Source organism: Acinetobacter sp. YH01005 (genome assembly GCF_013420465.1).
Taxonomy (GTDB): Bacteria; Pseudomonadota; Gammaproteobacteria; order Pseudomonadales; family Moraxellaceae; genus Acinetobacter; species Acinetobacter amyesii.
This window is the reverse complement of record NZ_VOYA01000001.1, coordinates 38,515-63,497: the sequence shown is the minus strand read 5'-3', so window position 1 is coordinate 63,497 and position 24,983 is coordinate 38,515. Positions and strand designations below refer to the sequence as shown.

General features: G+C 40.9%; 36 protein-coding genes. 31 read left to right on the top strand and 5 right to left on the bottom strand.

Annotation, left to right across the window (positions count from 1 at the left end):
• Nucleotide 1 precedes the first annotated feature (1 nt).
• From FTT72_RS00370 to FTT72_RS00350, 5 genes are all read right to left on the bottom strand, one after another.
• Entirely contained in the window at nucleotides 2–151 is a 150-nt protein-coding gene (locus FTT72_RS00370) for a hypothetical protein (protein ID WP_180177680.1), read from the bottom strand.
• Nucleotides 148–438 carry a hypothetical protein gene (locus FTT72_RS00365; RefSeq protein ID WP_180177679.1) on the bottom strand — a complete coding sequence of 97 codons (291 nt, stop codon included), beginning with the start codon at nucleotides 436–438 and terminating at the stop codon, nucleotides 148–150. Before FTT72_RS00365 ends, FTT72_RS00370 begins: the two co-directional genes overlap by 4 nt.
• The gene (locus tag FTT72_RS00360; protein WP_180177642.1) at nucleotides 435–659 is read right to left on the bottom strand and encodes a hypothetical protein; all 225 of its coding nucleotides are present in this window, start codon (nucleotides 657–659) and stop codon (nucleotides 435–437) included. Before FTT72_RS00360 ends, FTT72_RS00365 begins: the two co-directional genes overlap by 4 nt.
• A complete protein-coding gene (locus FTT72_RS00355; protein WP_180177678.1) occupies nucleotides 656–973 on the bottom strand; it encodes a hypothetical protein in 318 nt (105 codons plus the stop codon). Before FTT72_RS00355 ends, FTT72_RS00360 begins: the two co-directional genes overlap by 4 nt.
• A gap of 106 nt (nucleotides 974–1,079) precedes the next feature.
• The gene (locus FTT72_RS00350) at nucleotides 1,080–1,721 is read right to left on the bottom strand and encodes a LexA family transcriptional regulator (RefSeq protein ID WP_178962196.1); all 642 of its coding nucleotides are present in this window, start codon (nucleotides 1,719–1,721) and stop codon (nucleotides 1,080–1,082) included.
• 100 nt (nucleotides 1,722–1,821) lie between these two features.
• Between FTT72_RS00350 and FTT72_RS00345 the strand changes: the two genes are divergently transcribed.
• The 31 genes from FTT72_RS00345 (at nucleotide 1,822) to FTT72_RS00195 (ending at nucleotide 24,977) form a co-directional block, all read left to right on the top strand.
• Nucleotides 1,822–2,052, top strand: coding sequence for a ribonuclease D (locus FTT72_RS00345; RefSeq protein ID WP_178962198.1), 231 nt, complete (start codon nucleotides 1,822–1,824; stop codon nucleotides 2,050–2,052).
• Between the two features lie 13 nt (nucleotides 2,053–2,065).
• The gene (locus tag FTT72_RS00340; protein ID WP_178962200.1) at nucleotides 2,066–2,569 is read left to right on the top strand and encodes a phage regulatory CII family protein; all 504 of its coding nucleotides are present in this window, start codon (nucleotides 2,066–2,068) and stop codon (nucleotides 2,567–2,569) included.
• On the top strand, nucleotides 2,569–3,477 hold the full coding sequence (locus FTT72_RS00335) for a primase-helicase zinc-binding domain-containing protein (RefSeq protein WP_180177677.1): 909 nt from the start codon (nucleotides 2,569–2,571) through the stop codon (nucleotides 3,475–3,477). Before FTT72_RS00340 ends, FTT72_RS00335 begins: the two co-directional genes overlap by 1 nt.
• Nucleotides 3,474–5,372, top strand: coding sequence for a DUF5906 domain-containing protein (locus tag FTT72_RS00330; protein ID WP_180177676.1), 1,899 nt, complete (start codon nucleotides 3,474–3,476; stop codon nucleotides 5,370–5,372). The genes FTT72_RS00335 and FTT72_RS00330 overlap by 4 nt, the downstream gene beginning before the upstream one ends.
• Before the next feature lie 408 nt (nucleotides 5,373–5,780).
• Nucleotides 5,781–6,242, top strand: a complete 462-nt coding sequence (locus FTT72_RS00325; RefSeq protein ID WP_257233379.1) for a hypothetical protein — start codon at nucleotides 5,781–5,783, stop codon at nucleotides 6,240–6,242.
• A 203-nt stretch (nucleotides 6,243–6,445) separates the two neighbouring features.
• The gene (locus tag FTT72_RS00320; RefSeq protein ID WP_180177674.1) at nucleotides 6,446–6,796 is read left to right on the top strand and encodes an HNH endonuclease signature motif containing protein; all 351 of its coding nucleotides are present in this window, start codon (nucleotides 6,446–6,448) and stop codon (nucleotides 6,794–6,796) included.
• Nucleotides 6,796–7,107: an HNH endonuclease gene (locus tag FTT72_RS00315; RefSeq protein WP_180040756.1), complete on the top strand. Its 312-nt coding sequence runs from the start codon at nucleotides 6,796–6,798 to the stop codon at nucleotides 7,105–7,107. Before FTT72_RS00320 ends, FTT72_RS00315 begins: the two co-directional genes overlap by 1 nt.
• Nucleotides 7,104–7,376 carry a hypothetical protein gene (locus FTT72_RS00310; protein WP_180040758.1) on the top strand — a complete coding sequence of 91 codons (273 nt, stop codon included), beginning with the start codon at nucleotides 7,104–7,106 and terminating at the stop codon, nucleotides 7,374–7,376. Before FTT72_RS00315 ends, FTT72_RS00310 begins: the two co-directional genes overlap by 4 nt.
• Nucleotides 7,377–7,689: 313 nt before the next feature.
• Entirely contained in the window at nucleotides 7,690–8,682 is a 993-nt protein-coding gene (locus tag FTT72_RS00305) for an IS5 family transposase (protein WP_180036307.1), read from the top strand.
• 196 nt (nucleotides 8,683–8,878) lie between these two features.
• Nucleotides 8,879–9,052, top strand: a complete 174-nt coding sequence (locus FTT72_RS00300) for a hypothetical protein (protein WP_180177673.1) — start codon at nucleotides 8,879–8,881, stop codon at nucleotides 9,050–9,052.
• Between the two features lie 297 nt (nucleotides 9,053–9,349).
• Complete coding sequence (locus tag FTT72_RS00295; RefSeq protein ID WP_180177672.1) at nucleotides 9,350–9,853, top strand: terminase small subunit; 504 nt, start codon at nucleotides 9,350–9,352, stop codon at nucleotides 9,851–9,853.
• Nucleotide 9,854: 1 nt separating this feature from the next.
• Entirely contained in the window at nucleotides 9,855–11,543 is a 1,689-nt protein-coding gene (locus FTT72_RS00290; protein ID WP_180177671.1) for a terminase large subunit, read from the top strand.
• Complete coding sequence (locus tag FTT72_RS00285) at nucleotides 11,540–11,728, top strand: hypothetical protein (protein WP_180040767.1); 189 nt, start codon at nucleotides 11,540–11,542, stop codon at nucleotides 11,726–11,728. The genes FTT72_RS00290 and FTT72_RS00285 overlap by 4 nt, the downstream gene beginning before the upstream one ends.
• Before the next feature lie 7 nt (nucleotides 11,729–11,735).
• A complete protein-coding gene (locus tag FTT72_RS00280; RefSeq protein WP_180177670.1) occupies nucleotides 11,736–12,350 on the top strand; it encodes an HK97 family phage prohead protease in 615 nt (204 codons plus the stop codon).
• Entirely contained in the window at nucleotides 12,347–13,675 is a 1,329-nt protein-coding gene (locus tag FTT72_RS00275; RefSeq protein WP_180177669.1) for a phage major capsid protein, read from the top strand. Before FTT72_RS00280 ends, FTT72_RS00275 begins: the two co-directional genes overlap by 4 nt.
• Before the next feature lie 68 nt (nucleotides 13,676–13,743).
• Nucleotides 13,744–14,046: a hypothetical protein gene (locus tag FTT72_RS00270; protein ID WP_180165575.1), complete on the top strand. Its 303-nt coding sequence runs from the start codon at nucleotides 13,744–13,746 to the stop codon at nucleotides 14,044–14,046.
• Nucleotides 14,047–14,141: 95 nt separating this feature from the next.
• Nucleotides 14,142–15,332, top strand: coding sequence for a phage portal protein (locus tag FTT72_RS00265; RefSeq protein WP_257233378.1), 1,191 nt, complete (start codon nucleotides 14,142–14,144; stop codon nucleotides 15,330–15,332).
• Complete coding sequence (locus FTT72_RS00260; RefSeq protein WP_180177667.1) at nucleotides 15,313–15,600, top strand: head-tail connector protein; 288 nt, start codon at nucleotides 15,313–15,315, stop codon at nucleotides 15,598–15,600. The genes FTT72_RS00265 and FTT72_RS00260 overlap by 20 nt, the downstream gene beginning before the upstream one ends.
• A gap of 104 nt (nucleotides 15,601–15,704) precedes the next feature.
• On the top strand, nucleotides 15,705–15,899 hold the full coding sequence (locus FTT72_RS00255; protein WP_180165581.1) for a hypothetical protein: 195 nt from the start codon (nucleotides 15,705–15,707) through the stop codon (nucleotides 15,897–15,899).
• A gap of 3 nt (nucleotides 15,900–15,902) precedes the next feature.
• Nucleotides 15,903–16,241 carry a phage head closure protein gene (locus FTT72_RS00250; protein WP_078188986.1) on the top strand — a complete coding sequence of 113 codons (339 nt, stop codon included), beginning with the start codon at nucleotides 15,903–15,905 and terminating at the stop codon, nucleotides 16,239–16,241.
• A 10-nt stretch (nucleotides 16,242–16,251) separates the two neighbouring features.
• Nucleotides 16,252–16,713: an HK97-gp10 family putative phage morphogenesis protein gene (locus tag FTT72_RS00245; protein ID WP_180177666.1), complete on the top strand. Its 462-nt coding sequence runs from the start codon at nucleotides 16,252–16,254 to the stop codon at nucleotides 16,711–16,713.
• Complete coding sequence (locus tag FTT72_RS00240; RefSeq protein WP_078188984.1) at nucleotides 16,710–17,066, top strand: DUF3168 domain-containing protein; 357 nt, start codon at nucleotides 16,710–16,712, stop codon at nucleotides 17,064–17,066. Before FTT72_RS00245 ends, FTT72_RS00240 begins: the two co-directional genes overlap by 4 nt.
• Nucleotides 17,067–17,140: 74 nt before the next feature.
• Nucleotides 17,141–17,626 (top strand): phage tail tube protein, encoded by a 486-nt coding sequence (locus tag FTT72_RS00235; RefSeq protein WP_180177665.1) that lies wholly within the window; start codon nucleotides 17,141–17,143, stop codon nucleotides 17,624–17,626.
• Complete coding sequence (locus tag FTT72_RS00230) at nucleotides 17,626–18,063, top strand: hypothetical protein (RefSeq protein WP_180177664.1); 438 nt, start codon at nucleotides 17,626–17,628, stop codon at nucleotides 18,061–18,063. Before FTT72_RS00235 ends, FTT72_RS00230 begins: the two co-directional genes overlap by 1 nt.
• A gap of 50 nt (nucleotides 18,064–18,113) precedes the next feature.
• Entirely contained in the window at nucleotides 18,114–18,290 is a 177-nt protein-coding gene (locus FTT72_RS00225; protein WP_218953459.1) for a hypothetical protein, read from the top strand.
• Nucleotides 18,291–18,396: 106 nt separating this feature from the next.
• Nucleotides 18,397–18,951: a hypothetical protein gene (locus tag FTT72_RS00220; RefSeq protein ID WP_180177663.1), complete on the top strand. Its 555-nt coding sequence runs from the start codon at nucleotides 18,397–18,399 to the stop codon at nucleotides 18,949–18,951.
• Nucleotides 18,952–18,964: 13 nt separating this feature from the next.
• Nucleotides 18,965–19,144 (top strand): hypothetical protein, encoded by a 180-nt coding sequence (locus FTT72_RS00215; RefSeq protein WP_180177662.1) that lies wholly within the window; start codon nucleotides 18,965–18,967, stop codon nucleotides 19,142–19,144.
• 410 nt (nucleotides 19,145–19,554) lie between these two features.
• Nucleotides 19,555–20,244 carry an ORF6N domain-containing protein gene (locus FTT72_RS00210; protein WP_180177661.1) on the top strand — a complete coding sequence of 230 codons (690 nt, stop codon included), beginning with the start codon at nucleotides 19,555–19,557 and terminating at the stop codon, nucleotides 20,242–20,244.
• An 88-nt stretch (nucleotides 20,245–20,332) separates the two neighbouring features.
• The gene (locus tag FTT72_RS00205) at nucleotides 20,333–21,046 is read left to right on the top strand and encodes a hypothetical protein (RefSeq protein ID WP_180177660.1); all 714 of its coding nucleotides are present in this window, start codon (nucleotides 20,333–20,335) and stop codon (nucleotides 21,044–21,046) included.
• A 115-nt stretch (nucleotides 21,047–21,161) separates the two neighbouring features.
• Entirely contained in the window at nucleotides 21,162–21,500 is a 339-nt protein-coding gene (locus tag FTT72_RS00200) for a hypothetical protein (RefSeq protein ID WP_218953458.1), read from the top strand.
• Between the two features lie 66 nt (nucleotides 21,501–21,566).
• Nucleotides 21,567–24,977 carry a tape measure protein gene (locus FTT72_RS00195; protein ID WP_180177659.1) on the top strand — a complete coding sequence of 1,137 codons (3,411 nt, stop codon included), beginning with the start codon at nucleotides 21,567–21,569 and terminating at the stop codon, nucleotides 24,975–24,977.
• Nucleotides 24,978–24,983: the final 6 nt, after the last annotated feature.

The window sequence follows — 24,983 nt, the reverse complement described above, 5'->3', positions numbered from 1 at the left end:
CTTATTCTCCAATTTTAGTTTTATGTTGCATTGCTTGCGCCTTCAGTTCACCAGCATGATTAATCATCAAGTGGAAAAATATTGAGGCAGCTAAAACAGCGGGACAAACAATAAAAATGAACACGGCAACATGGCCATAATGTAAATTCATTGGTTCATCTCCTTACGAAATCCATTGGCCATATTTTCAATATGAGTAAAAGCTTCGACCATATGCATTGCTGCAAGTTTTGGATCACGTAAATCAATACGAATTTTTTCAATACGTTTTTTGGGATTACGCCATGCATGCGCATAACCGCCTTTAAAAACATAAATATTCAGTTCGTTTTTAGTCGGGTAGAGCGACATATTGATTTCAAAATCAGTACCTGATTTGGTCATACACAGTCGTGAAATATTTGCGATGCCAGTAAGCAAATTACTTTCTAAACTCATGGCACATACCCCACAGCTTCTACAGCGTTGTTAAGGTGCTTGTCTTCATCAGATAGAGCAGCTGGAGTGTCTTGGATCAAACAATGACAGCATTGTTCGTCCGTATAATTTGGACATTTCCCTTGGCAAGCATGGCCAACTTTTTTTCGATGCAGTTTTGGCCATGAATCAATGACTGATTGCTCGGGTACGATGCTTTCAGGAGTAACTGATAAGTTCATGCATACTCCTCGATCAATTGAGCACGCATAGCCTTTGCAACATCGTCAAGCCATTTAGCTTTTTCGGTTAAATCAATAAATTCAAAATTGATCGCAGCATCAATGAATGCATTTGCTTGTGCAATTGCGACTGTAAATTCGTGTTGATTGGTTGATTTGTAGATGCCGTGAATAGCCGTCTGTATCTGTGAAACAGCACGTTCTTTGTAGAAATCAAAGTCTTTAATTTGTGGTTGGGCAAAGTCATCAGCGAGTAGACGACTGACAATGATTTGATCGAATTGATCATTTTTTTGAGGATTTAAATTTTTCATAAAAAAACCTAAGTAGAGTTAGATTGAAATTAATCTAACCTAGCTTAGGTTTTGTGGCAACTATTATTTCTAAGTTTGCTTAGAAATATTTTTTAATAATTGTTTTTTATAGAAATTTTTTCGAAGGTTCAAATCTTCCTACGTATTTTCCTTTATAAAGACAATTTTCTTTTAAGTCTATGATATTGGGTTGAAAATTAGGATTAAGGGCTTGCAGATACATGCGATTATGATCTCTAACTAATGCTTTAAATGTTGCATCACCATCACATTGAGCAACGATCATTTCGCCTGTTTGTACGGATTCAAAATCAACATCGGGGTCGATACACACATAATCGCCGTCATTGAAGTGAGGGGCGTTGCTCGTTCCCTGGATGATCATATAAAAACTATTTTTGCCAGCATTTGGTGGAGCAGGTAGCCATTGTTCGATTTCATAATTTTCCAAAGATCGAATACTGGTCCAGTTACCAGCCTGTACATAACTTAAAACAGGCAGTAAGCGTACTACTGGGCGTGGATCTCTTACTGATGGTTCAGAGTCTTCAATTCCGTATTTCAAGAAATTAACTGTCGTATCTAATATTTCTGCAACAGCCATCAAGGTTTGAAATTGTGGTTCGTTTACATCTCGTTCCCAGTAGCCAACAGTCACATCGGATACATCTACCAGATTGCCAAGCTTTCCTTGAGTTAGTTTTTTACTTTTTCTCAATTGTTTGATTCTTGAGCCAAGGGTTTCCATAAGCTTTCCAAAAAAATAAATCTAAGCCATCTTAGCTATTGACGCTCAGTTAAAACTTCGGTTTAATAAATCTAAGGCAACTTAGATTTATGGAATAAATATGACTCGTCGTGAAGCAATGGCACTTTTAGGTGTGAACAAACTTTTTCAGTTAGCAGACAAACTTGAATTGACTACGGCTGCAATCGCGCAATGGGGAGATGATGCAGATATACCAGAGTATCGCGAATATGAAGTCAGAGAATTGGCTGCTGGTCGAGTTCCAAAACGTTTACTTAAGTCTAAGCAAAATTTAACTGCATCTGCGGTCTTAGAAAATATCCAAAATTAAGGACAAATTAGATATGAGTGATTTTTTATCAAATTTCGCTGCACAAAATGCTGTCTTACCTTTGGATGTTGCGCTATATCGTGCTTGTAAAGATAGACATGGAAGTAAAGCCGCCATAGCTGAAATTCATGGGTTTAATCCAATGGTATTCAGCAAATGTGTTGATATACAAAATACGCAATATCATTTGCATCCTGAGCATGTCGAAGCAATTTTGAACTACACAAAAGACATCCGTATTTTGCAAAGTGCAGCTGCCGCGCATGGTAATGCAGTGGTTTACGAATTACCTGCCGTTATTGATATTCATGACACGGGCTTTTTGGCCAATATAGGTGCAATTTCAAACCGTGTAGGTGAATTATTCACAACTGTGAGTGATGCATTGAAAGATGGACGAATAGTCGATGTTGAATTGGCAAGCATTGAAAAAGATGCAATGTGTCTGATTGCAGCTGTGGCACAACTTAAAAAATTAGCCCGTCAAAAGGCAGAAAATGATGTGGAGACAAATTAATGGCTCTAACATTTGATCAAGTGCGGGATGCTGCGCTCGGACGTTGGAAAGATCTTGTATACCCGGCATTTGGCATCACAGTACCAGCTAAAAAAAATATGCATGGTCCATGTCCGATTTGTGGCGGTAAAGACCGTTTTCGTTGTGACGACAAACAGGGAAAAGGTACGTGGATCTGTAATCAATGTGGTGCAGGTGATGGATTTGCACTGATTGAAAAGTCTCGCAGCATGAACTATTCAGAAGTTTTAACAGAGGTTGGCGCAGTACTGGGCTTATCTGCAGAAACCAAAGTTACAGATGCAGACCGTAAAAAATGGAAAGAAAAGGCCGAAGCACAGGCCAAAGCAGCTGAACTTGAAGAGCGTAAAGCACAAGAAGCTGCAGCCAAACGTGCGGCACGGATCTGGGCCTATAAATCATCTGATCGTGATTGCCCGTACTTGGCACGCAAGCAGGTTCAAAACCATGGCTGTCGCATAAATGGCAAAGGAAATCTGATTGTTCCGCTGTTTGATATAGACGGAAAAATTTGGAATATCCAAGAAATTCATGCCGATGGCTATAAGCCTTTTTTACCAGGTGGGCGAGTAAGCGCATGTTTTTACATGATTGGCCAGGTGACTCAGCAAGATCAGATTATCTGCATAGCAGAAGGCTATGCGACGGGTGCCAGCATTTATGAAGCGACCGGTCATGTCACGGTTGTGGCGTTTAATTCAGGAAATATAGACAAAGTGGGTAAAGAAATACGCATATTGCATCCGCAAGCACGTCTTGTGTATTGCGCTGACGATGATAGCCATTCAACGCCACCAGATGCAGGCTTAAAAGCTGCAAATAAAGCTGTGGCTGCAACAGGCGGTATTGTAATTCTCCCCAAATTTAGTCAAGCGGTGAACGTATGAGTCAAGATGAAATTTTAGAGCAGCCACAATCAACTTCTCACCCATCTGACTTTAATGATCTGCATGTGAGTGAGGGTTTGCAGGTTGTACGGGAGCAGATCGCAAGCGGAATTTCTTCTCAATTTTCTGCTTTTGAAGTTCCCCCACACCCCCCTGAAATGGCAAGCCAAGATTCGGGGCGATTTTCAGCAGAGGATCAGGCATTTTTGGTAGAAGATGAGCCAAATACGCATAATCATGATGATTTTATGCTTGAAACGTATACCGAGCAGGACTTAGTCGAGCGTGAAAATCATTCTGGTGGGCAGCAACAAGAGGGGGATGGGGAATCAGAAGACTTTGAGCGTCCAGATTTTACAGTTGAAAAATGTTTAAGTCGCTTCATGTTGGTGGAGGGTAAAACTGACGTATGGGATTCCTTCCGTAAAAAAACCATTAAAGCGGTTGCATTTACAAAAATGGTTGGAAAATCGGTTGCTGAGCGTTGGCAATCGCATCGCAATCGTAAAATGATTGATCAGGATACCTTAAAAACCGAAGTGGATAGTCAGACAGCAATAGAAATCACTGACTTGATTAAACGCTATGTGCATTTGGAGGGTACGCTAGAGTCTTGGGATACACTTCATCGTGAACGTGTTAAAAATGCAGCGATTCGAGAAGCATTTCCAAATCAATACGAGATCTGGTTTAAATCTCCGCATCGTCGCATGATTCATAATACTGATTTGGTATTTGACCCGACGAATTCATCTAAACCACATCAAATTAACCGGTTTACTGGGCTTGAGATCGTTGCTGCAACAGATCCTGATGCACCAGACATGTTGATGAACCGAAAAGACGCTTATGAAAAATGTAAAAGTTTTGACCAGTTATTGCGCCATTTGTGTGTTGGGGAGCCGCAGGCATACGGCTGGTTAATTCGATGGTTAGCATATCCGCTTCAACATAAAGGGGCCAAAATGGCCACGTCAATACTCATGCACGGTAATATTCATGGTGCAGGTAAATCGCTATTTTTTGGCGGCATTATGGAGAAAATCTACACAAAGTATCATAAGACCCTCGACCAGCGAGATCTGGAAAGCCAATATAACGACTGGGCTGATGAAGTGCTTTTTTTGCTGTTTGAAGAAATTGCAAATAATAAGACCAAGCACGGCATGATGGGATTTATTAAGCATTTGATCACCGGATCTAAGCTATCGATTCATCAAAAATTCTTGTCATCTATGCAACAGGCAAACCACATGAATACGGTATTTTTATCGAATCATACACAGCCTTTGCCAATTGAAGAAAATGACCGCCGGTTCTTGGTGCTGTATCCCAAGTCCACTGTACCGCAGGAATTATTAGACCAGGTTGTTGCGGATCTGGACGATAACGATGTGATAGAAGCATTTTATGCAACACTGTTACAAGTTGATTTGACAGGGTTTAATGCCCACACCAAGCCGCCAATGACCAAGGCAAAACGGGAAATTATTGAATATACACGGGCAGGTTATGACACGTTTATTGTTCAGTGGATCGCTGAAGAAACGGACTACCCCTACTGTACGTGTACGGTATCCCAGCTCTATGACGCTTATCAAAAATGGTCCAAAAAAACCAATGAGCATATTGTTAGTCTAAAAAGATTTATGGGTGAAGCTAAAAAATATGGTGTGATCTCGACGGAGAAACAGGAGCATTGGCGAAAACCATCTCAGCCAGCAAACAAGCAGCAAAGTAAATTGGTGGTTGTTGGAGTGATGCCTGAGCAGACAGAGGATAAGCTGGGAATTATGCGACCAACTGTGAAAATGGATTGGTACGGTGCAGACATCGAAAAATTTGACAAGACGTTACAAGGTGATAATAATGATGCTCCATACCCATTCCCATAATAATTACAGGGTTAAATGTGTACCATGTGTACCATCGTGTTTACCATTTATGACCAATGGTACACATCTGCAAGCCTTACCACATAACACTTTATTGTCCAATGTTTACCATGTGTACCATTGCGCGCGCACGCGCACACGGGAAAATTTTGCAGCCAGTAATTATGATTTAAATTTCTATTTCAAAAATGATTTAAAAAAATTCTCTTGCGTGAGAGATATTGTATTAATGGTACACATGGTACACATTTCTATAAAAGCCTTAATATATAAGGCTTGTGTATGTGTACCATTTTTATACAACGGTACACAAAAAACGCCAATGGTAAACATTGCATTACAAGTATTTGTTTTTAATGTTTTTTTCATGTGTACCATTGTTGAGGGACGTTTCTAATGGAAAAATTCATGCGTTTACTCAATCCAAAGTCAATCAATTACGAAGCAGATCGCATTGATGGTGGCCAGCCTGCAATGACAGCACAAGATATTCTGCTAGCAATGAGCTTTGCAAAGCTGACTAAGCTACAAGACAACTTGATCCGCTTAAAATACTTTGGTGCAAACACCAAAGGCAATGTACAAATCTTTAGTGAAATTTTAGTCGGCAAGTATGAACAGCAGTTCACTGATGCGGGTGTGAATCAGATTTATCATCAGTCCATCGTGCTGATTGCATTGACCGAGTTTTGTTTGGTCCCTGCAAGTTATAAACCTACTGAGCGTGCACGTGCTTCAATTTGTGGCTGGAGTGATACGACTGTTAGAAATCATATGAAAATCTGTGTTGAGTACACACTTAAAGATTTGAATGCTGAGTTATCTTTTGGCGAAGATAAGATTTTTACCTGTATAAGTAAATCTAAGTAAACTTTGATATTGACTCAAAAGCAAAATGAGGTTAAATTTTACCACAATGGAAAACTCTAGATAAAAGCGCTGTAGTTCTCCATGGAACCGAAAGGTTCTTTAAACAAACTGCATGATTACCCCCTGAAAGTTCATGCAGTTTTTTTATGCCCGCATGTTGCACTGGTCGCAATCATGCGGGTTTTTTTATGGGATACGCAGACATGGGTAAAAAGAATCGAGCAGCTCACTGGCAGGAGCATGAGCAATCAGCCGACAAAGCTGAGAAGGCCAGAGCAAAACCGCTAAAAGATGACAAGGCCAAAGTATGGCGTAAAGCTTGTGCAGATTATCTACTGGCGAATCGATATTGCTATGACTGCACTAAGCGTGGTTATACAAGCCCAGCAGATCAGGTTGCGCACATTGATCAGCCTATCAGCCAAGTGAAGTTCTGGAACATCGATAACTGGCAGGCATTGTGTGAGCCATGCTTCCAGCGGATTACTGAGGGCAAGCCACTAACTGTGCAGGAACCCATACCTAAAGACGCAAAATTATATACGGTGAAGTAATGGCACGATTAACAAAGCTGGGTGGATCACTGCCCACACTTAAAAGTAATCAACCGACCTTGGCCAAACAAGAAAACTATGGCCAAGGTCGTGGCGGTCGGCCATGGCGTCGGATCAAACGTGAAGTGCATGTACGTGATAACTGGACGTGCTGCAAGTGCCAGCGTGTATCCATGAACCTTGAGTGTGACCATATCGTAAACAAAGCCCAAGGCGGAACGGATGACATGGACAACCTGCAGTCGTTATGCAAGCAATGCCATGACCAGAAGACACAACAAGAAAGCAAACACGGGATGCAACGCAAATGACCAAGATAGCAAAGCTCATAGTACCTGGTGGTATAGGTGTGATGGGAACTCATGTTGAACTTGAAGATGGAACACGCTTGAAGGGTGTTCAGTCAATCAAATTGGTGGGTGGTGTTGATAACCCTATTTGGCGTATGACTGTTGAAGTCACGCCAGAGTTTATTGACCAGTTGCCAATTGATGCTGAATTGACCACAGACATTGGTAAGCTTAATGACTTGACCGATGACCAGCTTGCCCAGATCGGACTGAAACGAATCAAAGATTAAAAGAACATACAGAACCGGCACACGTTAGCTTGGTTCAATGTTGGCAGCTCGGAATAGACGGCACGTTCATGTGTAAGCAAACTCATGATCTTCATTTACTCGACAGGATGTTGAGTCAAGGTGGGTATAAGATGGATTTGACTTTGGTGACGGCAAGCCATTAACACATCAGTTGGCCATAGTGAACGACTCTAATCCCTGTCGGCAACGGCAGGGATTTTTCATTAAAGAAACCTTTGCACGAACAGATACACAAAAGTTCGTTAAAATGATATAATGCTTTATAATCAACCACATAACAAAAGACACCGACATGGCATGGAAACAAACAGGGCAGCTGTCCCTAGCAGACAGTCTAGTTAATCACCACAAAGCCATTGAAGAACTCGATGAACTACACAACCTCATCAACTGGCAGACTATCGAACACACCTTACGTCATGTTCATAACAGCGACCGTGGCGAAAGTGCCTTTCACCCAGTCATCATGTTTAAAGTCTTATTACTACAAAAACTGTATGGCTTATCAGACCCAGCCATGGAAAAACAACTGGCACGAGACTTACTCTTTCGCCGCTTTGTCGGGCTATCGCTTACCGATAACGTACCTGACCACAGCACCATCTGGCGATACCACAAACACCTAGGCGAACTTGGACTTACCCAACCCTTATTCAACCAAATCAATGAGCAACTAGCCGAGCAAAATATTATCATCAAAGCAGGCAGTGTCAGCATCATCGATGCCAGTATCGTCGAAGCCAAGAACAAACGAGCTAAAAAAGGCAAACATACCGACAATACCCAAGACAAAGAAGCTGCCTACGTCAGTAAAAAAGACAGCACAGGCAAAGTGAAAACCACCTACGGCTTTAAAATCCATCTAAACTGTGATGAAGACAGCTTTGTCAAAAAAGTTGAAACCACCCCAGCCAATGTGCATGATTCACAATGTTTTACCACGCTTTTAACAGGGAATGAATCTGCTGTTTACGCTGACAGTGCGTATAAAAGCCAAGCCCATGACGACTATCTTGCCAAGCATGAACCACCGATAAACAATTATATTCATGATAGAGCATGGCGTAATACCCCTTTGACCGAACAACAAAAACGTTCCAATACCCAAAAGAGCCAAACCAGAAATACGGTGGAACGGGTATTTGGTCATTTTAAATTGCATTATGGGATGAGCAAGGCTCGTCATTTAGGGTTAATGCAATTTCATACCAGTACAGTGCTTGCTAGCATTGTGCATAATTTAAAAACGGCCCTAAGTCTGAAACAAAAATATGGATTGGCTTAGGGTTATTGTGTCTGTTGGTTGGCAAAACTAGCCAATAGATCTGAATTAACTGCAATTTAGGAGAGTGTTATGCCAATTCGGTGACTTTTTCTATCTTTTAACACCAATTCCAGTTTTTAGTTGAGTTTGAGATTGGTGTCGAGAGTAGGTCGCTGGTTTGTGCAAAGGTCTCTTAAATAATAACTTGGAGAACATTATGTTTAAGTTTGATCTTGGACAGAAAGTAAAAATTGGTATTTCAAAAAATGATGTAATTGTAACTGCTCGTGCTGAATACATTGATCGACCAAACCAGTATCTTTGTAAGCATTACGGTGAATCAGGTCTTCCTTCTTATGATTGGTTTGATGAATCCGATATCAGCTTATGACAGTTGATCTTCCATGGTCAGTTGTGACCATGGAAGACTATCGTGGAACATATATCGTGATTCATTTTATTAAAGTTTTCGTGGAACATTTTAATAAAATGAATGACTTGCATCATATTGGTGCACATTTTACCCCGTGGGGGGTATCAAATTTTAAAAAATTCGGTCCCAGCGGACACCGCCCCCTGTTCTCATTTATAAAAAAATTCCTGATTTGAGCAAAAGTAAATAAACTTTTTATTCAAAATCATAAATTTAGGTTAATTTTTTTAAATATTCAGCTTTAAAGGTGAAAATATGGCTTTGACTGAACAGATGAAAAAATTTGCTCGGGCCAAACTAAAAAATGATCCCGTAACTGGAAAGCAACTGTCAAATAAACAAGCGGCCATTGAAGCGGGCTATTCAGAGAAGTCGGCTGGGTCGAAAGGCAGCCAGTTGGCCCAAAATCCCGAGGTCATTACCTATCTGGACGGGCTTTTAAAATCAGGGGGAGAGGGGGCGGCGGTCTTTGAATCTATGCCTTTGGGCGAAGCCGCGATACAAGCCGACTTCAAGGAGATGGAGAGTGTATCAAACTCTTTAGAGTTTTTGCGTTCAATTTATAAAAATGCACGTTTGGAACGTAAGGTGCGAATTGAAGCTGCCAAAGCTGCTTTGCCATATGAATTTGGCAAAGTGGGTGAAATGGGTGTGAAGCAAGGCCGTGAAAATGCGGCTGGTGATGTTTCTGAAAATGACGATGACTTTGCAACTGCTGGTAATCAACGTGCAGCTCGGGGTCAACATAGAGTGAGTTGATATGTCTTCAATGTCCCCGATCTGGACAACAGCTTGCCCGGATTGGGAAAAGAAGATTCTTGCAAAAGAATCGCTGATTGCCTGCAAGCCGTTGTACCCAGATGAAGCCGAAATGGCTTTGAACGTTTTTAAAAAGCTGACATTGGTGGATGTTGCCGGAAAGCCGAAAGTAGGTGAAGTGACAGGTCAGTGGGTCTTTGATTTTGTTGGTGGTGTTTTTGGAGCTTATGATTACGAAAAAAATGAACGCTTAATCAACGAATTTTTTCTGCTCATTAGCAAGAAAAATACAAAATCAACGCTTGCTGCGGGCATCATGCTGACTGCGATTATTTTGAATGATCGTCATTCTGCTGAATTTATTATTTTGGCCCCAACGAAAGAGGTTGCAGATAATTCATTTAAGCCGATTCGCGACATGATTCGTGAAGATCCAAAGTTGAATGCGCTGTTTAGCGTGTCAGAACATACACGAACAGTCACACATCGTAAGACCAAGGCAACTTTGGCAGTTGTAGCAGCGGATACCGGATCTGTAGGCGGTAAAAAAGGCGCTTATATTCTTGTGGATGAGCTTTGGATTTTTGGTAAACGTGCAAATGCTGAGTCTATGCTTGAGGAAGCGACTGGCGGTATGGCTTCTTTCCCGGAAGGTTTCCTGATTTGGTTGTCTACGCAGTCGGATGAACCGCCAGCTGGTGTGTTTAAAAAGAAATTGGATTATGCTCGAAAGGTGCGTGATGGTGAAATTGATAACCCATCATTCTTGCCGCTGCTGTACGAATTTCCGCAAAGCATGATTGATGATGAAAGCTATCTGAACCCAGATTATTTCTACGTGACCAATCCCAACTTAGGGCGTTCTACCCATATTCGTTATTTGCTGAATAAGTATGAGCAGGCGAAAGAGAGTGGTGCAGATTCAGTTCAAATTTTCTTGGCGAAATATTTGAATGTCGAAATAGGAATGAACAAGCGTGCGGATCGTTGGGCAGGTGCAGATTTTTGGATGCTATCTGCATATAAAGATAAGTTGTTTGTTGAGTCAATTTTAGATCTTAGTGAAATTTGCACAATTGGTTTTGATGGCGGTGGCTTAGATGACCTTTTCGGCATGGCTGTAATTGGCCGTGATAAGCATGATCGTTCAAAATGGTACTGCTGGAACCGCGCCTGGGCGCATCCAATTGCGCTTGAGCGTCGTCAGGAAATTGCGCCGGCACTCAAGGATTTTGAGCAAGATGGTGATTTAGTTATTGTCCAAAATGTAGGTGATGACGTTCGTCAAGCTGCTCAAATTTGCAGGCGAATTTATGACGCTGGTAAGCTTCCTGAAAAAGCGGCAATTGGTTTGGATAAGTTGGGTATGCCATCGTTGCAGGATGGTCTGCTTGAAGAAATTCCATTTGAGTTGTTAATTGGTGTGCCGCAAGGCTTTCAGCTTTCAGGTTATGTCCAAACGACTGAGCGAAAAGTTGCTGAAGGAAAATTTTTGCATGCTGGACAGCGCATGATGAATTGGTGTGTTGGTAATGCAAAGGGTGTTTACCAAGGCAATGCAATGACAATCCGCAAGCAAGAATCAGGAAAAGCCAAAATTGATCCTCTGATTGCGACATTTAATGCTGTTGCGCTGATGTCAGCTAACCCAGAGGCTGCAGCGCAAAGTTATGGGGTATTTTTTGTATGACAAGAAATCAAAATATTCGTCAGGAGATTCGTCACCAGTTGGCAATTCAAAACCATTTAGGGGCCTGCACAACGACAGGTAAATCAGATAAAGAAATCGCTCACATTGATGAGCGATTTTTTTTGGCTTGTGAAAAGTTAGAAGCACTTCAAGCAGGCTTAAAGCGAAGTAAAACCAAGGAGTAGAAAAGCGATGAAGCTTGCTTACAGCTTACTCGAAGTCAAATCAGTCAATGATGAAGAGTGGAAGCTTGAAGGTATTGCAACAACACCGACGCCTGATCGTGTTGATGATGTTGTGGAACCTAAAGGCGCACAGTTCACTTTGCCAGTGCCGTTTTTGTGGCAACACGACAAACGACAGCCCATTGGTAATGTTACTGAAGCTCAGGTGACAGATGAAGGAATCAAAGTTGTTATTCAGATTGTGAAACCAGATGAAGTTGAATCGGATGAATTGAAGAAGCGCCTGCAGGAAGCATGGGACAGTATTAAAACAGGCTTGGTTCGCGGTCTTTCAATTGGATTCCGAGGTCTTGAAGTTGCGGATATTCAAGGCACTTGGGGCTATAAATTCATTAAATGGGATTGGTATGAATTATCGGCAGTTACGATTCCTGCGAATCAGGAAGCAACAATCACTGGCATTAAGACACTCTGCCATCCCGATCAGACAACTAAACAAAATACTGAGCAGCAGGAAAAAACTCTGCCGTGTAAACCGCCCGTAGTCACGCAGCCTGAATCAAAACATTTGGTCGTGAAATTGGCTGAAACATCAAAATCTTTTGGAGTAAAACTCGTATGAAACTTGCTGAACAGATTGCAAAATTAAAGGCAAATATTAAGTCACATCAAGACCAAATTGTTGTGAAATCAGGTGCATCAATTTCAAAGGGCGTTACGCCGGATGAAGCAACTGAAGCTGAAATTAAAGGTCTTCAGGATGAAATTGCTGTGATGCAAAAAAATCAGGACCGTCTTGAAGCTATTCAGAAATCACAAGCTGATTGGGGCGACTGTACAACACCAATTGAAGGTGACACTTCTAAAAAAGGTTTGAATTCTACCCAAGGCAACCCGCCAATTGTTGAAACTGAAAGCAACTTACCAAAAGGTATTGGTTATGCAATTGCTGTTAAAGCACAGGCTGTTGCTGCATTGAGCAAAGGCGCGGTGACTGCGTCACAAGTGTTGGACTCTTGGCATGCACCAGAGATTGTAAAAAATGCAGTTACACAAAAAGCTCTAATTGGTACAACGTCAGAGCCAACCTTTGGTGAATCACTTGTTGATTATCAAGTCCTTTCAGGTGAGTTTATTGAATTGCTGCGTGGTAAAACCGCAGTAGATAAGCTTGCATCTAAAATGCGTCAAGTTCCATTTAATGTGAAAGTTCCATCACAAACTGGCACATCAACAGTTGGCTGGGTGGGTGAGGCTAAAACTAAACCAGTGACTAATCCAACATTTAGCAGTATCACTTTGACGAAATCAAAAGTGGCGGGGATTGTGATGCTTTCGGAAGAGTTAGTACGCTTTTCGAATCCGAAGGCCGATGGATTGGTACTTGATGATTTAATTAAATCGACAGCGGCATTCATTGATGGTCAGTTCTTTGATCCTGCGAAAGCTGAAGCTACAGATAGCCCAGCTTCTATTCTAAATGGTGTGACCCCTGTGGATAGTACTGGCGAAACAGGTGCAGCTATTGAAGCTGATTTGGCAGCGGTAATTAAACAGGCTACTGATGCTGGCTTAACTTTGGAAGGTGCAACATGGGTGATGTCTGAAACCCGTGCTGCTAAGTTAAGTGTGCTGCGTGATGCACTGGGCAAAAAATATTTTGAAGGAATGAATATTAACGGTGCTAAAGAGCTTCTTACTTTGCCTGTTGAAATTTCTGCTGCTTGTACAGATAAGATTGTGTTGGTTATTCCATCACAAATTTTACTAGCTGATGATGGCGCTGTAGATTTTGCAATCAGTTCAGAAGCCTCAATCAATACAGGTACTGATGCTGCGCCACAATGGGTGAGTTTATACCAAAGTGATTTAATCGCGATTCGCGGAGAACGCTTCATTCGCTGGAAAGCACGTGGAATTGCCGCTGGTTATATTCAATTTACATAAACTTAAACTCTAAATTAAATTGCCACAAAGCTCCTTATTTTTAAGGGGCTTTTTTATGGACCAAGAAAATGCCAAAAGTTAAATTTTTAAAAGACCTTTGCTCTGGTCGTGCTGGCACTGTACATAGCCTGCAAGACTATGAAGCAAATGTACTGATTAAAATGGGTGCTGCTGAAATTTTTGATGATTCAGAACAAACTGAAGCTGCACGTTTAGCAGCTGAAAAAGAATATGAGCAGATACCGCCAGATGCTTTATTAAATTTAAATGGTCGTCCTGTAGTAGATGACTTTGGTGATATGGCTCAGCAACCAGAACCGTTACCAGAAACCGAAAAGCCTGCCAAAAAAGGCTCAAAAGCGTCTAAATAAGGGTGAATTTAATGGGTCTTTTTAGCAATATGTTTCGCAAAAAATCCTTATCACCGGTAAATGGCGGTGGCGGATGGCGAATACTGGAACCATTCATGGGCGCATGGCAGCGAAATATAGAGCTAAATCGTGAAGACTTACTTTCATTTCATGCTGTTTTTGCCTGCATTTCTATCATTTCAAAAGATATTGGCAAGCTGCCATTGGAGCTTCGCAAAAAAGAAAACGGAGTTTGGGTCAAAACCAAGGACAAAAACCTACCATTCTTTGAAAAACCAAATCATTTTCAAACCATGCAGCAGTTTCTTGAGTATTACATCATTTCCAAAGAAACCCGCGGCAATACTTATGTGCTCAAGCTGCGAAACTTTAAAGGTGATGTAGAGCAGCTCATTGTATTAAATCCTGACAATGTTACGCCTTTGGTCAGTGATGAGGGTGATGTCTTTTACCGCATTGGCATTGATAAGTTGGCCAAACAAACAGAATCAATCATCTTACCTGCTTCTGAAATCATTCATGACCGTTGGAACTGCTTGTACCATCCGCTGGTTGGGATTAGCCCTTTGGTCGCTTGTGGTTTATCAGCTTCGCAAGGCACAGCAATTCAAAAGTATGGCGCGAAATTCTTTGGTAATAATGGGCGTCCAAGCGGTATTTTAACCATGCCGGGAAAAATTGAAGAAGAAGATGCAAAGCGCATCAAAGAAGGCTGGGAACAAAATTATTCGGGCGAAAATATTGGGAAAACTGCAGTACTTGGCGGTGATGTGAAATACATTGCGATGTCTATGCCCGCTGCGGATGCGCAAATGATTGAGCAGCATAAATGGTCTGCTGAAATTTGTTGTTCTGTCTTTAATGTCCCACCTTGGAAAATTGGCATTGGCAGTATTCCACAAGGGCAAAAAGTTGAAGACATGGAACGGATCTACCTGAACAGTTGTTTGCAAAGTCCGATTGAAGCGATTGAAAACTGCTTTGATGCTGCTTTTGACTTAAAAGCCAAAGGCTATGAAGTATTTCTTGATCTTTCAACTTTGCTTCGTATGGATAGTATTTCACAAATGAACTTTTATTCGCTTGGCGTGCAGCGCGGTATTTTTGCACCAAACGAAGCGCGGGCAGTATTCAATTACGAACCTAAAACTGGCGGTGATACGCCATATATGCAGCAGCAAAACTATTCACTTGAAGCAATTTCAAAACGTGATTCGAAAGATGATCCGTTTGCTTCGGGTTCTGGAAAATCAAATGGAGAAGGTGATGGCGCTAACAGTGAATGACGTTGCGCGTCATCTTCGCTATGACGATGACGATATTGTGGCTTTAGACCTGAATTCCATTATGGACAGTGCAGAGCAAGCTGTAAAAGATCATGTACTGACGAAATATGATCCTGAAAACAAAATTCAGCAGCGGGCAGTTTTGATGATGTGTGGTTATTTCGATGAACATCGTGGAGTGAATAAAGATACCCCATCAAATGATGGTTTTTTGCCGCAACCGGTGAAGGATTTGCTATCGAAATATTATGTTCCTTTGGTGGTGTGAAATGACCTGTTCAGGATGTGAGGAAAGACGTGAGTGGATTAGAAAACACACCCAGCGCGCAAAGCTGCGAATGCAAAAACTGCTGCAGCAGCTTGGTGCATCAAATGTTGGAAACAATAAACAACCAAAGTCAGCAGATCACAGCATTGATCAACAGTCACACAGCACTGATCAATAGTCACGCTGAGCAAAACAAAGTTTTGGCGCAAATTGTTGATCAAAATAACGATCTGATTGCTGAGCTTATACAAGATGATGAGGATAATGAATCTTCATTATCCGGATATTTGGATGGCTAGATTATGAATTTAGCAAGTGAATTACGCCATCGTGTGATGATTCAACAAAAAGGGCCTGATCGTGATGCAGATGGCTATCCGATCCATGTAGCTTGGACTGAATACAAAAAACTCTGGGCTAAAGTGACGCATCTGTCCGGCAAGGATTTGATTGCGGCACAGGCGAATCAATCCAAAGTCGTTGCCCGCTTAAAACTGCGTTATCGTGAAGATATTAATACGACTATGCGCGTTGTTTATAAGGACAAAATTTACGCAATTGATAGCCAAGCCTTAGAAGACAACAATAGCGGCAACGAATACATCACTTTTTTACTTTCTCAGGGTACAGAGCACGCCTAAGGCGGGTGATATGTCAGTTGAATTTAAAATAAAAGGATTGGATAAGGTTAAGCCTAAATTAGATCAATTGGCCAATCCTAAAAAAGCAAAATCTATTGCACGTAAAGCAGCCCGTAAAGCAATGAACATTGTAAGAGATGCGGCTCGTACAAATGCAAAGTCAATTGATGACCCTGAAACTGTCGCAATGATTCATAAAAATATTGCAGTTCAGGCAGGGAAAACTCAAAGTGCTAACGATATTAAAATGCGCGTTGGTATTAGAGGAGGCGCAAGTCAAAACCAGCATTCGATCAGCACAGCTGGGTTGAGCGGTGGAGATACTCGGCACTGGCGTTATATAGAGTTTGGAACTAAATATCAGCCTGCCATTCCTTTTATGCGAATTGCATTTTTTAATAATTTTAATGCCGTGACAACCAAATTTGCTGAAGTGTTTAATGCAGAGCTGGATAAGGAGTTAGCATCATGACGGTTGAAATTTCACGAGCGCTTAAGGCGGATGATATTTTGGGGCCATTACTGGGTGTGCGTATTTTCCCGAATACTGCAGACTTGGATACACCTGTTCCATATATCGTTTTTCAGGGAATCGGTTCCGATCCTGAACATGCTATAGATTGTGGTGCAGTGAATGATAATAACCAGTATCAATTTTCGGTTTGGCATGACGATATTCAAGAAGCTGAAAGAATTCGTTCACGTGCAGTAAAAGTGTTAGAAAAGATTGGTTTTTTCTATCAAGGAAAGCATCCAGATAATGAAGATTTTGAAACAAAACTGTTTGGCCGCGGCTGGGATATGAGTTACTGGTCGGGAGTATGAGTCATTAATTAATTTGTTTTATATACCACCGAAAGGTGGTTTTTTTATGCCAAAAATTTGAGGAGTAGCTACTCATGGCAGCACAAAAGAAAGGTGTTTTATCTAATGGTACAGCAGTGTGGATCGTCCATGGCACTGTACCGACATTAACCAAAATGGGTTGTATTAAAGCTTTGGTACTTGGTGATGATAGCGCATCAGAAGTTGACACGACTTGCTTGGAAGAAACCAGTACAAAAACTTCTGAGTATGGTTTGGTGACACCGGGTGAAGGTTCTATTCAAATTGATACCGACCCGAAAAATGGTTCACATATGAAATTGCTTGAATTGGCGGCAGCTAAGGAAAAAGTAGAAGTATATGTGGGCTGGTCGGATGGTATTGCAGAGCCAACATTGACTGGCAGTGATATTGAGCTTCCTGAAACACGAACTTGGTCAAGTTTTGAAGCAATCTTGCGAAAAGGCTCACCAGTGTTTGCTGTAGATGCAATGGTGAATCACACGATTCCAATGAAGCGCCAAACTGAAGTGATTGATCAATTTAAGGTGTCGCCATAATGGAAAAATTAAGTTCAACTGATCTATTGGGGCTTTCGGATAAAATTTCTACGGAGTTAGTGCCTAAAGAGATTGTCTTTACCATTGATGGTAAAGATTACACAGCTGATATCGCAGTAAAACGTTTAAGCTTTGATGAAGCGGTAGATTTGACTCGCGGGAAAGATCTAACAGATATGCTTATGGCAGATCTGCATAAGCTTCGTGTGCAAAAAACGATTTATAATGCAGATACAAATGAACCGTGTTTTCCAACGCTTGAAAGTGTAGGTAAACCTGTTCCAGCCATTATTGATGCGATGTATAAAGCATCTGAAGCGGTCAATGATTTTACGGGAAAGCAGCAGATCAAGCACTTGAAGAAAATGAATTCTGGTGCGAACTCGTCAGCTGCGGAATCGGTGGAAACACGATCAGAGACGCAAAGCGAAACTTAGATAATGCTGAGCTTCAAATATGGAGAGCCTTTCGTAAAAAAAGAGGCTCTTTGTTTTTTGGTCGCAGAATAGAGCAAGGCTTTGGTAACTGGATGGCACACTACACGATGTTTAAAGTGAAAGATCCTGAAAGTGTTTCTGCTTTGGCCTATATGCCGCATGAAAATGTACCAGAAACGTCTTTTGAAGAAGAACGTATGAAAGCGATCAAAAAGAAATCAAGTTAACTTGGTTTCTTTTTACTAAAGTTAACCAAGCCTTGTTATTCACTTTATAAAGATTTTATATTTTGTTATTGTTTGTAAGCAAAATAATATAATTTGAGGGACAAGTTTGGAAATTTTACATTTTGATGAAGATTCTTTAAAAGCGACAGCGCGTGTTTGGATTGATAACGGAATTGCATTAAATCTTGACGATGAACTCATTGAGCTTAATGAGCAATTTTTTGAACATATACAAGCAAGTAAGGCTTATGGTGATTATTTAAATCGAGAAAGTTTAACTACTTATATTGGGATACGAGAAAATGAATGCAGTACACCGAGCATAATTGCATCTGTAGGCTATCATCGTCGTGGTCGTGAAGTAACTGTAAAGATTTTTGATATTTATATAAGTCCTGAACTTGATAGTTTGCTAGATTCAGCTTATGATTCAAAATATGCTGAATATTTGATCTTTTTAGTTCAAAATTTCTTGCAGCATTCTAATGTTCCTGGTAGTGCTACTAAAATCTACGCACGAACCGATTACAGTCAACAGTTCCTTCAGTTAATGCATGATGCAGCTGAAGGAATCAAAACAGAATTAGAGAAATCTGGTTTAGCGGTCGAATTTGAAGGCAAGCGTTGGCTTGCTTTCCGACGTAAACAAATGTCTGCTTAAATGGGTGGTAAATATGAAAGTCTTATCTTTGCAAAGGCATGTTCATTTAACAAAATCACAAGAAAAAAATGTTAATGACTTGGTAGCAAAAGTAATTACTAAAGCATGTAACAATATGCCAAGTATGCGTAATGTTTTACAAGGTGACATGCAACAAGTACTTAAGGATTCTCGAATGCGAAAAGCTTCATAAGTAACAAAAACCCTGCTTTTGCAGGGTTTTTTGCACCCTAAATATTAAGTTAACTTAAATTTAACCAAAAATATTAACTAAACTTAGATTTTGCTGTATATTGGCAAAAACCCGAAATGAAATTGACAAGATGCACAATCCAAGCTACCTTAAAAAGGTACTAGCAAAATCTAGTGCTTGGGTTAGCGTCCAATCAATTTCACAAGGTCAATATTGACCGCTTTCGCGGTTTTTTATTGCCTATAGCTTTCTGCACCTTGCAGAACAGCGCCTGCTATGGTGGGTTAGGTAGGAGCACTTCGGTGCGCCAGAACCTTGTGACTGGTAACGCTAATCCTGCTTAACTCGCCACCCAATTTATTAGCGTGAATTTGGTGGTGAACATTCCGATATCACAAGGAGTATTCATCATGAGTACGCAAGCTTCTACAGCCAAAAATCAAATTATCCGTTTTAAAAATCAACCTGTTGTGACAACTGCGCAGTTGGCTGAATTTTATGGCGTAGATATAAATAATATTCATCAAAATTTTAAAAGAAATGCATCACGTTTTCTTCAAGGTAAACATTATTTTAAAATCGAAGGTGCTGAGTTACGTGAGCTTAAGAACCAACCCTCTCAAAGAGGGTTAGTTGATTCTAATGACAGACTGACTGAAAGTCAGTTTGTTAAAAGAAATGCTAAAAGCTTGATTGTTTGGACAGAACGTGGCGCTGCGCGTCATGCCAAAATGCTAGATACCGACCATGCCTGGGATGTATTTGAGCGTTTGGAAGATAGTTACTTTAAACCAGAACAAACTGCGCCAGCAGTAGTTGAAAAAAAACCTTATAAGCCGACTGGCAATGATTTGTATTTGCCTAAAGCGGAAGGTCATTATTTTGTTGAGAATCAAAAGGACGGTACTTTGATTGTACGACGTGCCGATCAATACACCATGATCCGTCGGGCGCAGCTGGATGTAGTGAAAAAAGACTGCCAAACGATTATTCAGGAATTAGAGCTGTTTTCTAGGTCGCTGGAGCGATTGGGCGAAAGTTTGGAACTGGATGCAGACCTGTTGCCAATTTTAGGAAGATTGAATTGGCGCGGTGTGTAATAAAATTAGTTTTCTGAATTAGCCATCCTTAAGGATGGCTTTTTTGTGTTCTCTTTGTTAGATTCATGTGAATAAAACAGGGGGTAATATGAAAAAAAGTATTTTAGCAATTGGTCTTTTTATATCAGCTTTTTCACATGCAGATCGGCCTTTAATTATTCAACAAGGTGCACCAATTCCTTTAGGTAATGAGGTTACTCCAGTTGAAGAAACTAAGTTTCAACCTTTACAGCCTGCAAAATATAAAAATGAAGCAGAGCTTAATCATTCGCTAATGTTGGAGTATTCAGCACAAAAAGCTAAGTTTGAAAATAATATAGAAGAAGATTTGACAGGTTTTGGTATAGGGTATTCATCTTCACCACATAAAAATGGTGTATGGGGGAAGTTTGAATATCAGCAGAATAATGAATATGACGGTAAGGCTTATGAGTTTTCATTTGGCGGGCATTTAAACTTTATCAACTTAAATGGATTTTATGCTTTAGGTACGCTTGGTACAGGATTTAGCGTTTTAGATGCTGATGGGTTTGATACGTCTTCATATTGGACTATCCCTATTGGGTTGGAAGCAGGTTATACATTTACGCCGAATTTTTCACTCTATACAGGTATTGGTTATAAGTGGTCCTTCAATATTACAGGTGAAAAAGAAACCCGCTGTAATGATGGTACTTGGAGTGATAGTACTGGATCCGGGACTTGTTCTTGGCACGGTGGAATAGATTATGACTATAGTTCAAACTACATCGGTGACTATGATGGTGTAACTTATAAAGCTGGTCTACGTTATAATTTTTAAATTAAATGATTTTATTAAACCCTGCATTTGCAGGGATTTTTATGGTTTGAAATTAGATATGCCATCAAGAGTGGCAAATTCGGCAAAATATATACAATTAGTTTAAAGGTCCAGTATGAAAAAAATTATTTTATTAGCATTTGTTGTGGGTTTAGTTGGTTGTGGAAAGTCAGAGGCTGAAAAAGCTAAGGCGAAAGCTGAAATGACTGAAATAAAAGTTAATAGACTGGGGCGAGAAAGAGTTCAGCAATTTCTTAAAGATGCAGACTCGGCAAAGTTTAGAAATGAGGTTGCGTATTGTGGTGAAGTTAATGCAAAAAATGGATTTGGAGCATTTACTGGATTTAAAAAATATATAGCTGCAAGTGAGCAACTTGTGATTATGGACGGTGATATCCCTGCGGCCCAATTCAATGAACTTTGGCAAAAACACTGTATTAGTTATGCAAAATAACTAATTTGCTACTTTATAAATATAAACCGCCATCTAGGCGGTTTTTTTACGCCTAGAGGAAAACATATGGCTACTAAGCTTGGAACATTAACGCTGGATTTAATTGCCAAAACAGCTGGTTTTACAGAGCCAATGAAAAAAGCAGGTGATACTGCAGAGCGCGAATCTAAACGTATTGAAAACAGCGCGGGTTCTGCGATTGAAATGATCAAAGGTTTAGGGGTTACAGCACTGGCAGGCTTTACTGTTGGTTCAGTGATCAGCATGGCAGATGAATATACCCAGATGGCAGCGCAGATCCGCAATGCAACCAGTAGTCAGCAAGAATATAACCAAGTTCAAGAACATCTTTTGCAAACCGCAAATACCACATACCGTCCTTTAAAAGAGGCGCAGCAGGTTTATTTAGATGTTGGTGGTGCTTTAAAGGCTTATGGTGAAACGACAGAGCGCGCTTTGCGTATTACAGACAGTCTGTCATTTTCATTTACGCATAATGCAACGGCTGCAGATAAAGCAGCCAGTGCAACTGATGCTTATATGAAAAGCATCTATAGCGGCAAAGTTTCAGGTGATGCTTGGATTTCAATCTTGTCTGCTGTTCCAAGTATTGTTGGAGATTTATCAAAGAGTTTAAATAAATCTGAAGCTGATATTTTGTCTATGGGTAATGCTGGAAAATTAAGCACAAAAGATTTAAATAATGCACTTGATGCAAGCCGTGAAAAAAGTGAAGCGCTGGCCAACAGTATGGAGAATAGTCTTGCTGATGGATTTACAGTGCTATCAAATGCTGTGACTGATTATTTAGGTAAAGCAAACGAATCAACTTCTGCGACTGGAATGATGGCTGGAGCATTGGGCATTTTAGCTGGAAATTTAGAAACTGTTGCAAATGTTGCGATGTTGGGTGGTGTGGCCTATTTGACAAAACGAATTGCTGAACAATCCGTCGCTGTTCGTGAAGCTATAATCGCATCTACAGCCAGAGCAGCTGCTGCAGAAGCAGAGGCTGCTAGTCAAGCTCGTCTATTGGCATTAGAGGTTCAGCGAAGCCGTCAAGCTGCTGCACAAACACTAACGGAACTTAATCTTGCACGAGCGGAAATGAATTCGGCAACAACACGTCAAGAACGTGCTGCAGCAACAATGCGTCTAACCCAAGCAGAAATTGCACACAACATAGCGATGAAGCAATCGGCTGCTGCTGTGGCAACGCAAGTAGCTGCAGAATCTGAACTTACTGCAGCACGCACAGCAAGTTCAAGGGCGTTGGCTTTAGTAGGCGGGCCGATTGGTGCAATCACTATCGGTGTGACTGCGCTGGCCGCTGGGTATATGTATTTAAGCAATAACTCAAATGAATCAACTAAGTCGTTGCGTGAAAACAATGAGGCTGTGGGTGATGCAATTGTTAAATACCGTGAACTAAATGGTATTCAGCGTGACGCCCAAATGGCTGCAGAACGCCAGAAGCTAGAAGAGCTTAATGAGGCATACCGAAAGGCATCTGCTGAACTCATGGTTTATGCTAGTAATATGGGCAATATGGGGGAAATTGTTACTGAATCTCAAGTTGAGTTATCAAAGTTATTTGCTGAATATAAGAAAACTGGTGATTTGGATGCATTCAATACTTCTGTTCAGAACTCAAGCAGGGTATCGCAAGATGCAAAAGACAAAACGGCAAATTTTGCAAAAGCTGTTTATGAGGCCGGCACTGAAGCAAAAACTCAAAAAGATTTTATTGCACAATTATCTGGGGAGCTAAACGGAACTGCAAATGCTGGCCATAATGCAGCAACAGGTGTGCGCAATTTAGCTTCTGCTCTGAATGAAGTAAACACGAAATTAAGTTCTGATGTTTTTTCGGCAAAACTGCAGAACGCATTTGAAAAGCAAGGGAAGTCAAGTCAATCTGCTGCTCGATGGACAGAAGTTTATAATGAGAATGCCAAGAATGGTTTTAAGGGTGTAACGATTGAGCAAAAGAAAATGCTTGACCAGCTTGATGCTGTAGATAAACAGCGTGAGGCTCGTCAAAAAGCCGCTCAAGCAGCAGCGAGTAATTCTGCCAAGTCATCAAAAGCAGCCCTGTCGCAACAGGCTAAAGATGCTAAAGAGGCAGAGCGTTTGAAGGAGCAGCAGGCTAATGCACGTGAGCGAATTGCGTATGAATTCGCAACTCGTGAGATGCAGATTGAAAAAGACTTAGCTGCTAAGATTGAGGAGATACGAAAAGCCAAATTTAGTGTAGGTGATACAAGTGGCTTTATTCAAAATGCTACGCAGAGAGCAAGCCTTGAAAAGCAACTTTATATTGAAATACTTGCTGCTGATCTAAATGAATGGCAAGAGACTGCGACGGAAAAACTTGACCGGCAAGTGAAAATTAATTCATTAAGAATTCAATTGGATTCTCAAATGAATGATGAGCTTAAAGAGCAAGCTTTAAAATCATTGGCTGATAAGAGTAATGCTGAAATTGAAAAAATTAGGATTGCTCAATCTAAGCAACTGCTCGAAGCAAAACGACACTGGATTTCAGTCGCTGACTACGCCAAAGAATATTACGCATTAGTACGAGAAGAAATTCTTAATACTGCTGAATATTCACCTGAAATGAAGCAAAGTCTTGTTAAAGAGGCGAACTTCAATCAAGGTTTAGAATCAAACGCTGAGCGTGAACAGGTATGGGGAGACTACAAGTCCATGATGGGCTTGGATAAATCGCCATACCAAGAAGATATGGATCTTTTAGCAAAAGCACGTAAACACATGCTACTGACAGAAGAGGAGTATCAACAACAGCGTTTGGCCATGCAGATGTCATACGGTGCCCAGTACGGTGCAGATTTTGCAGGCATGATGATGGGGTTGGTTGATTCATCAAGTTCGGCTTATGCCATTCTTGGTGGGGTTCAAAAAGGTGCTGCACTGTTTTCTACAGCGTTAAATAGTTATCAAGCTATTTCGGCAGCCTGGGCATCATCACCTTTTCCATATAACTTGCCTGCTGTCGCAATGGCAACTATGGAAACAGGTTTGCTTCAGGCTGCGGTTTCAGCGTTGAGTCCGGTTGGTTATGCGACTGGTGGTCACATCACTGGGAAGGGTACTGGTACGAGTGATGAAATCCCAATTATGGCTTCAAACGGTGAGTTCATGATGCGAACCGCAGCCGTAAATATGCTTGGTCTTGATACGTTGAACTTTATGAATCAAACCGGCAGATTGCCAAATGCTTATGCAGATGGTGGATCAATCGCACTTGATGCGCCTAAGGTGCTGAATATGCAAAGTCCAAGTATTAGTGGATATTTGCAGCAGGCAAGTCATTCACAGAAACAAATAATCGATAATCAAATTCGTGTAATTATGGTTAAAGATGAGGATGAAGCTAAAGATATGCTTTATAGCGCAGATGGCGAGAAAGCTTTCTTGTATCACATGAAACGAAATCGCAGCAAGGTATAGGCCCAC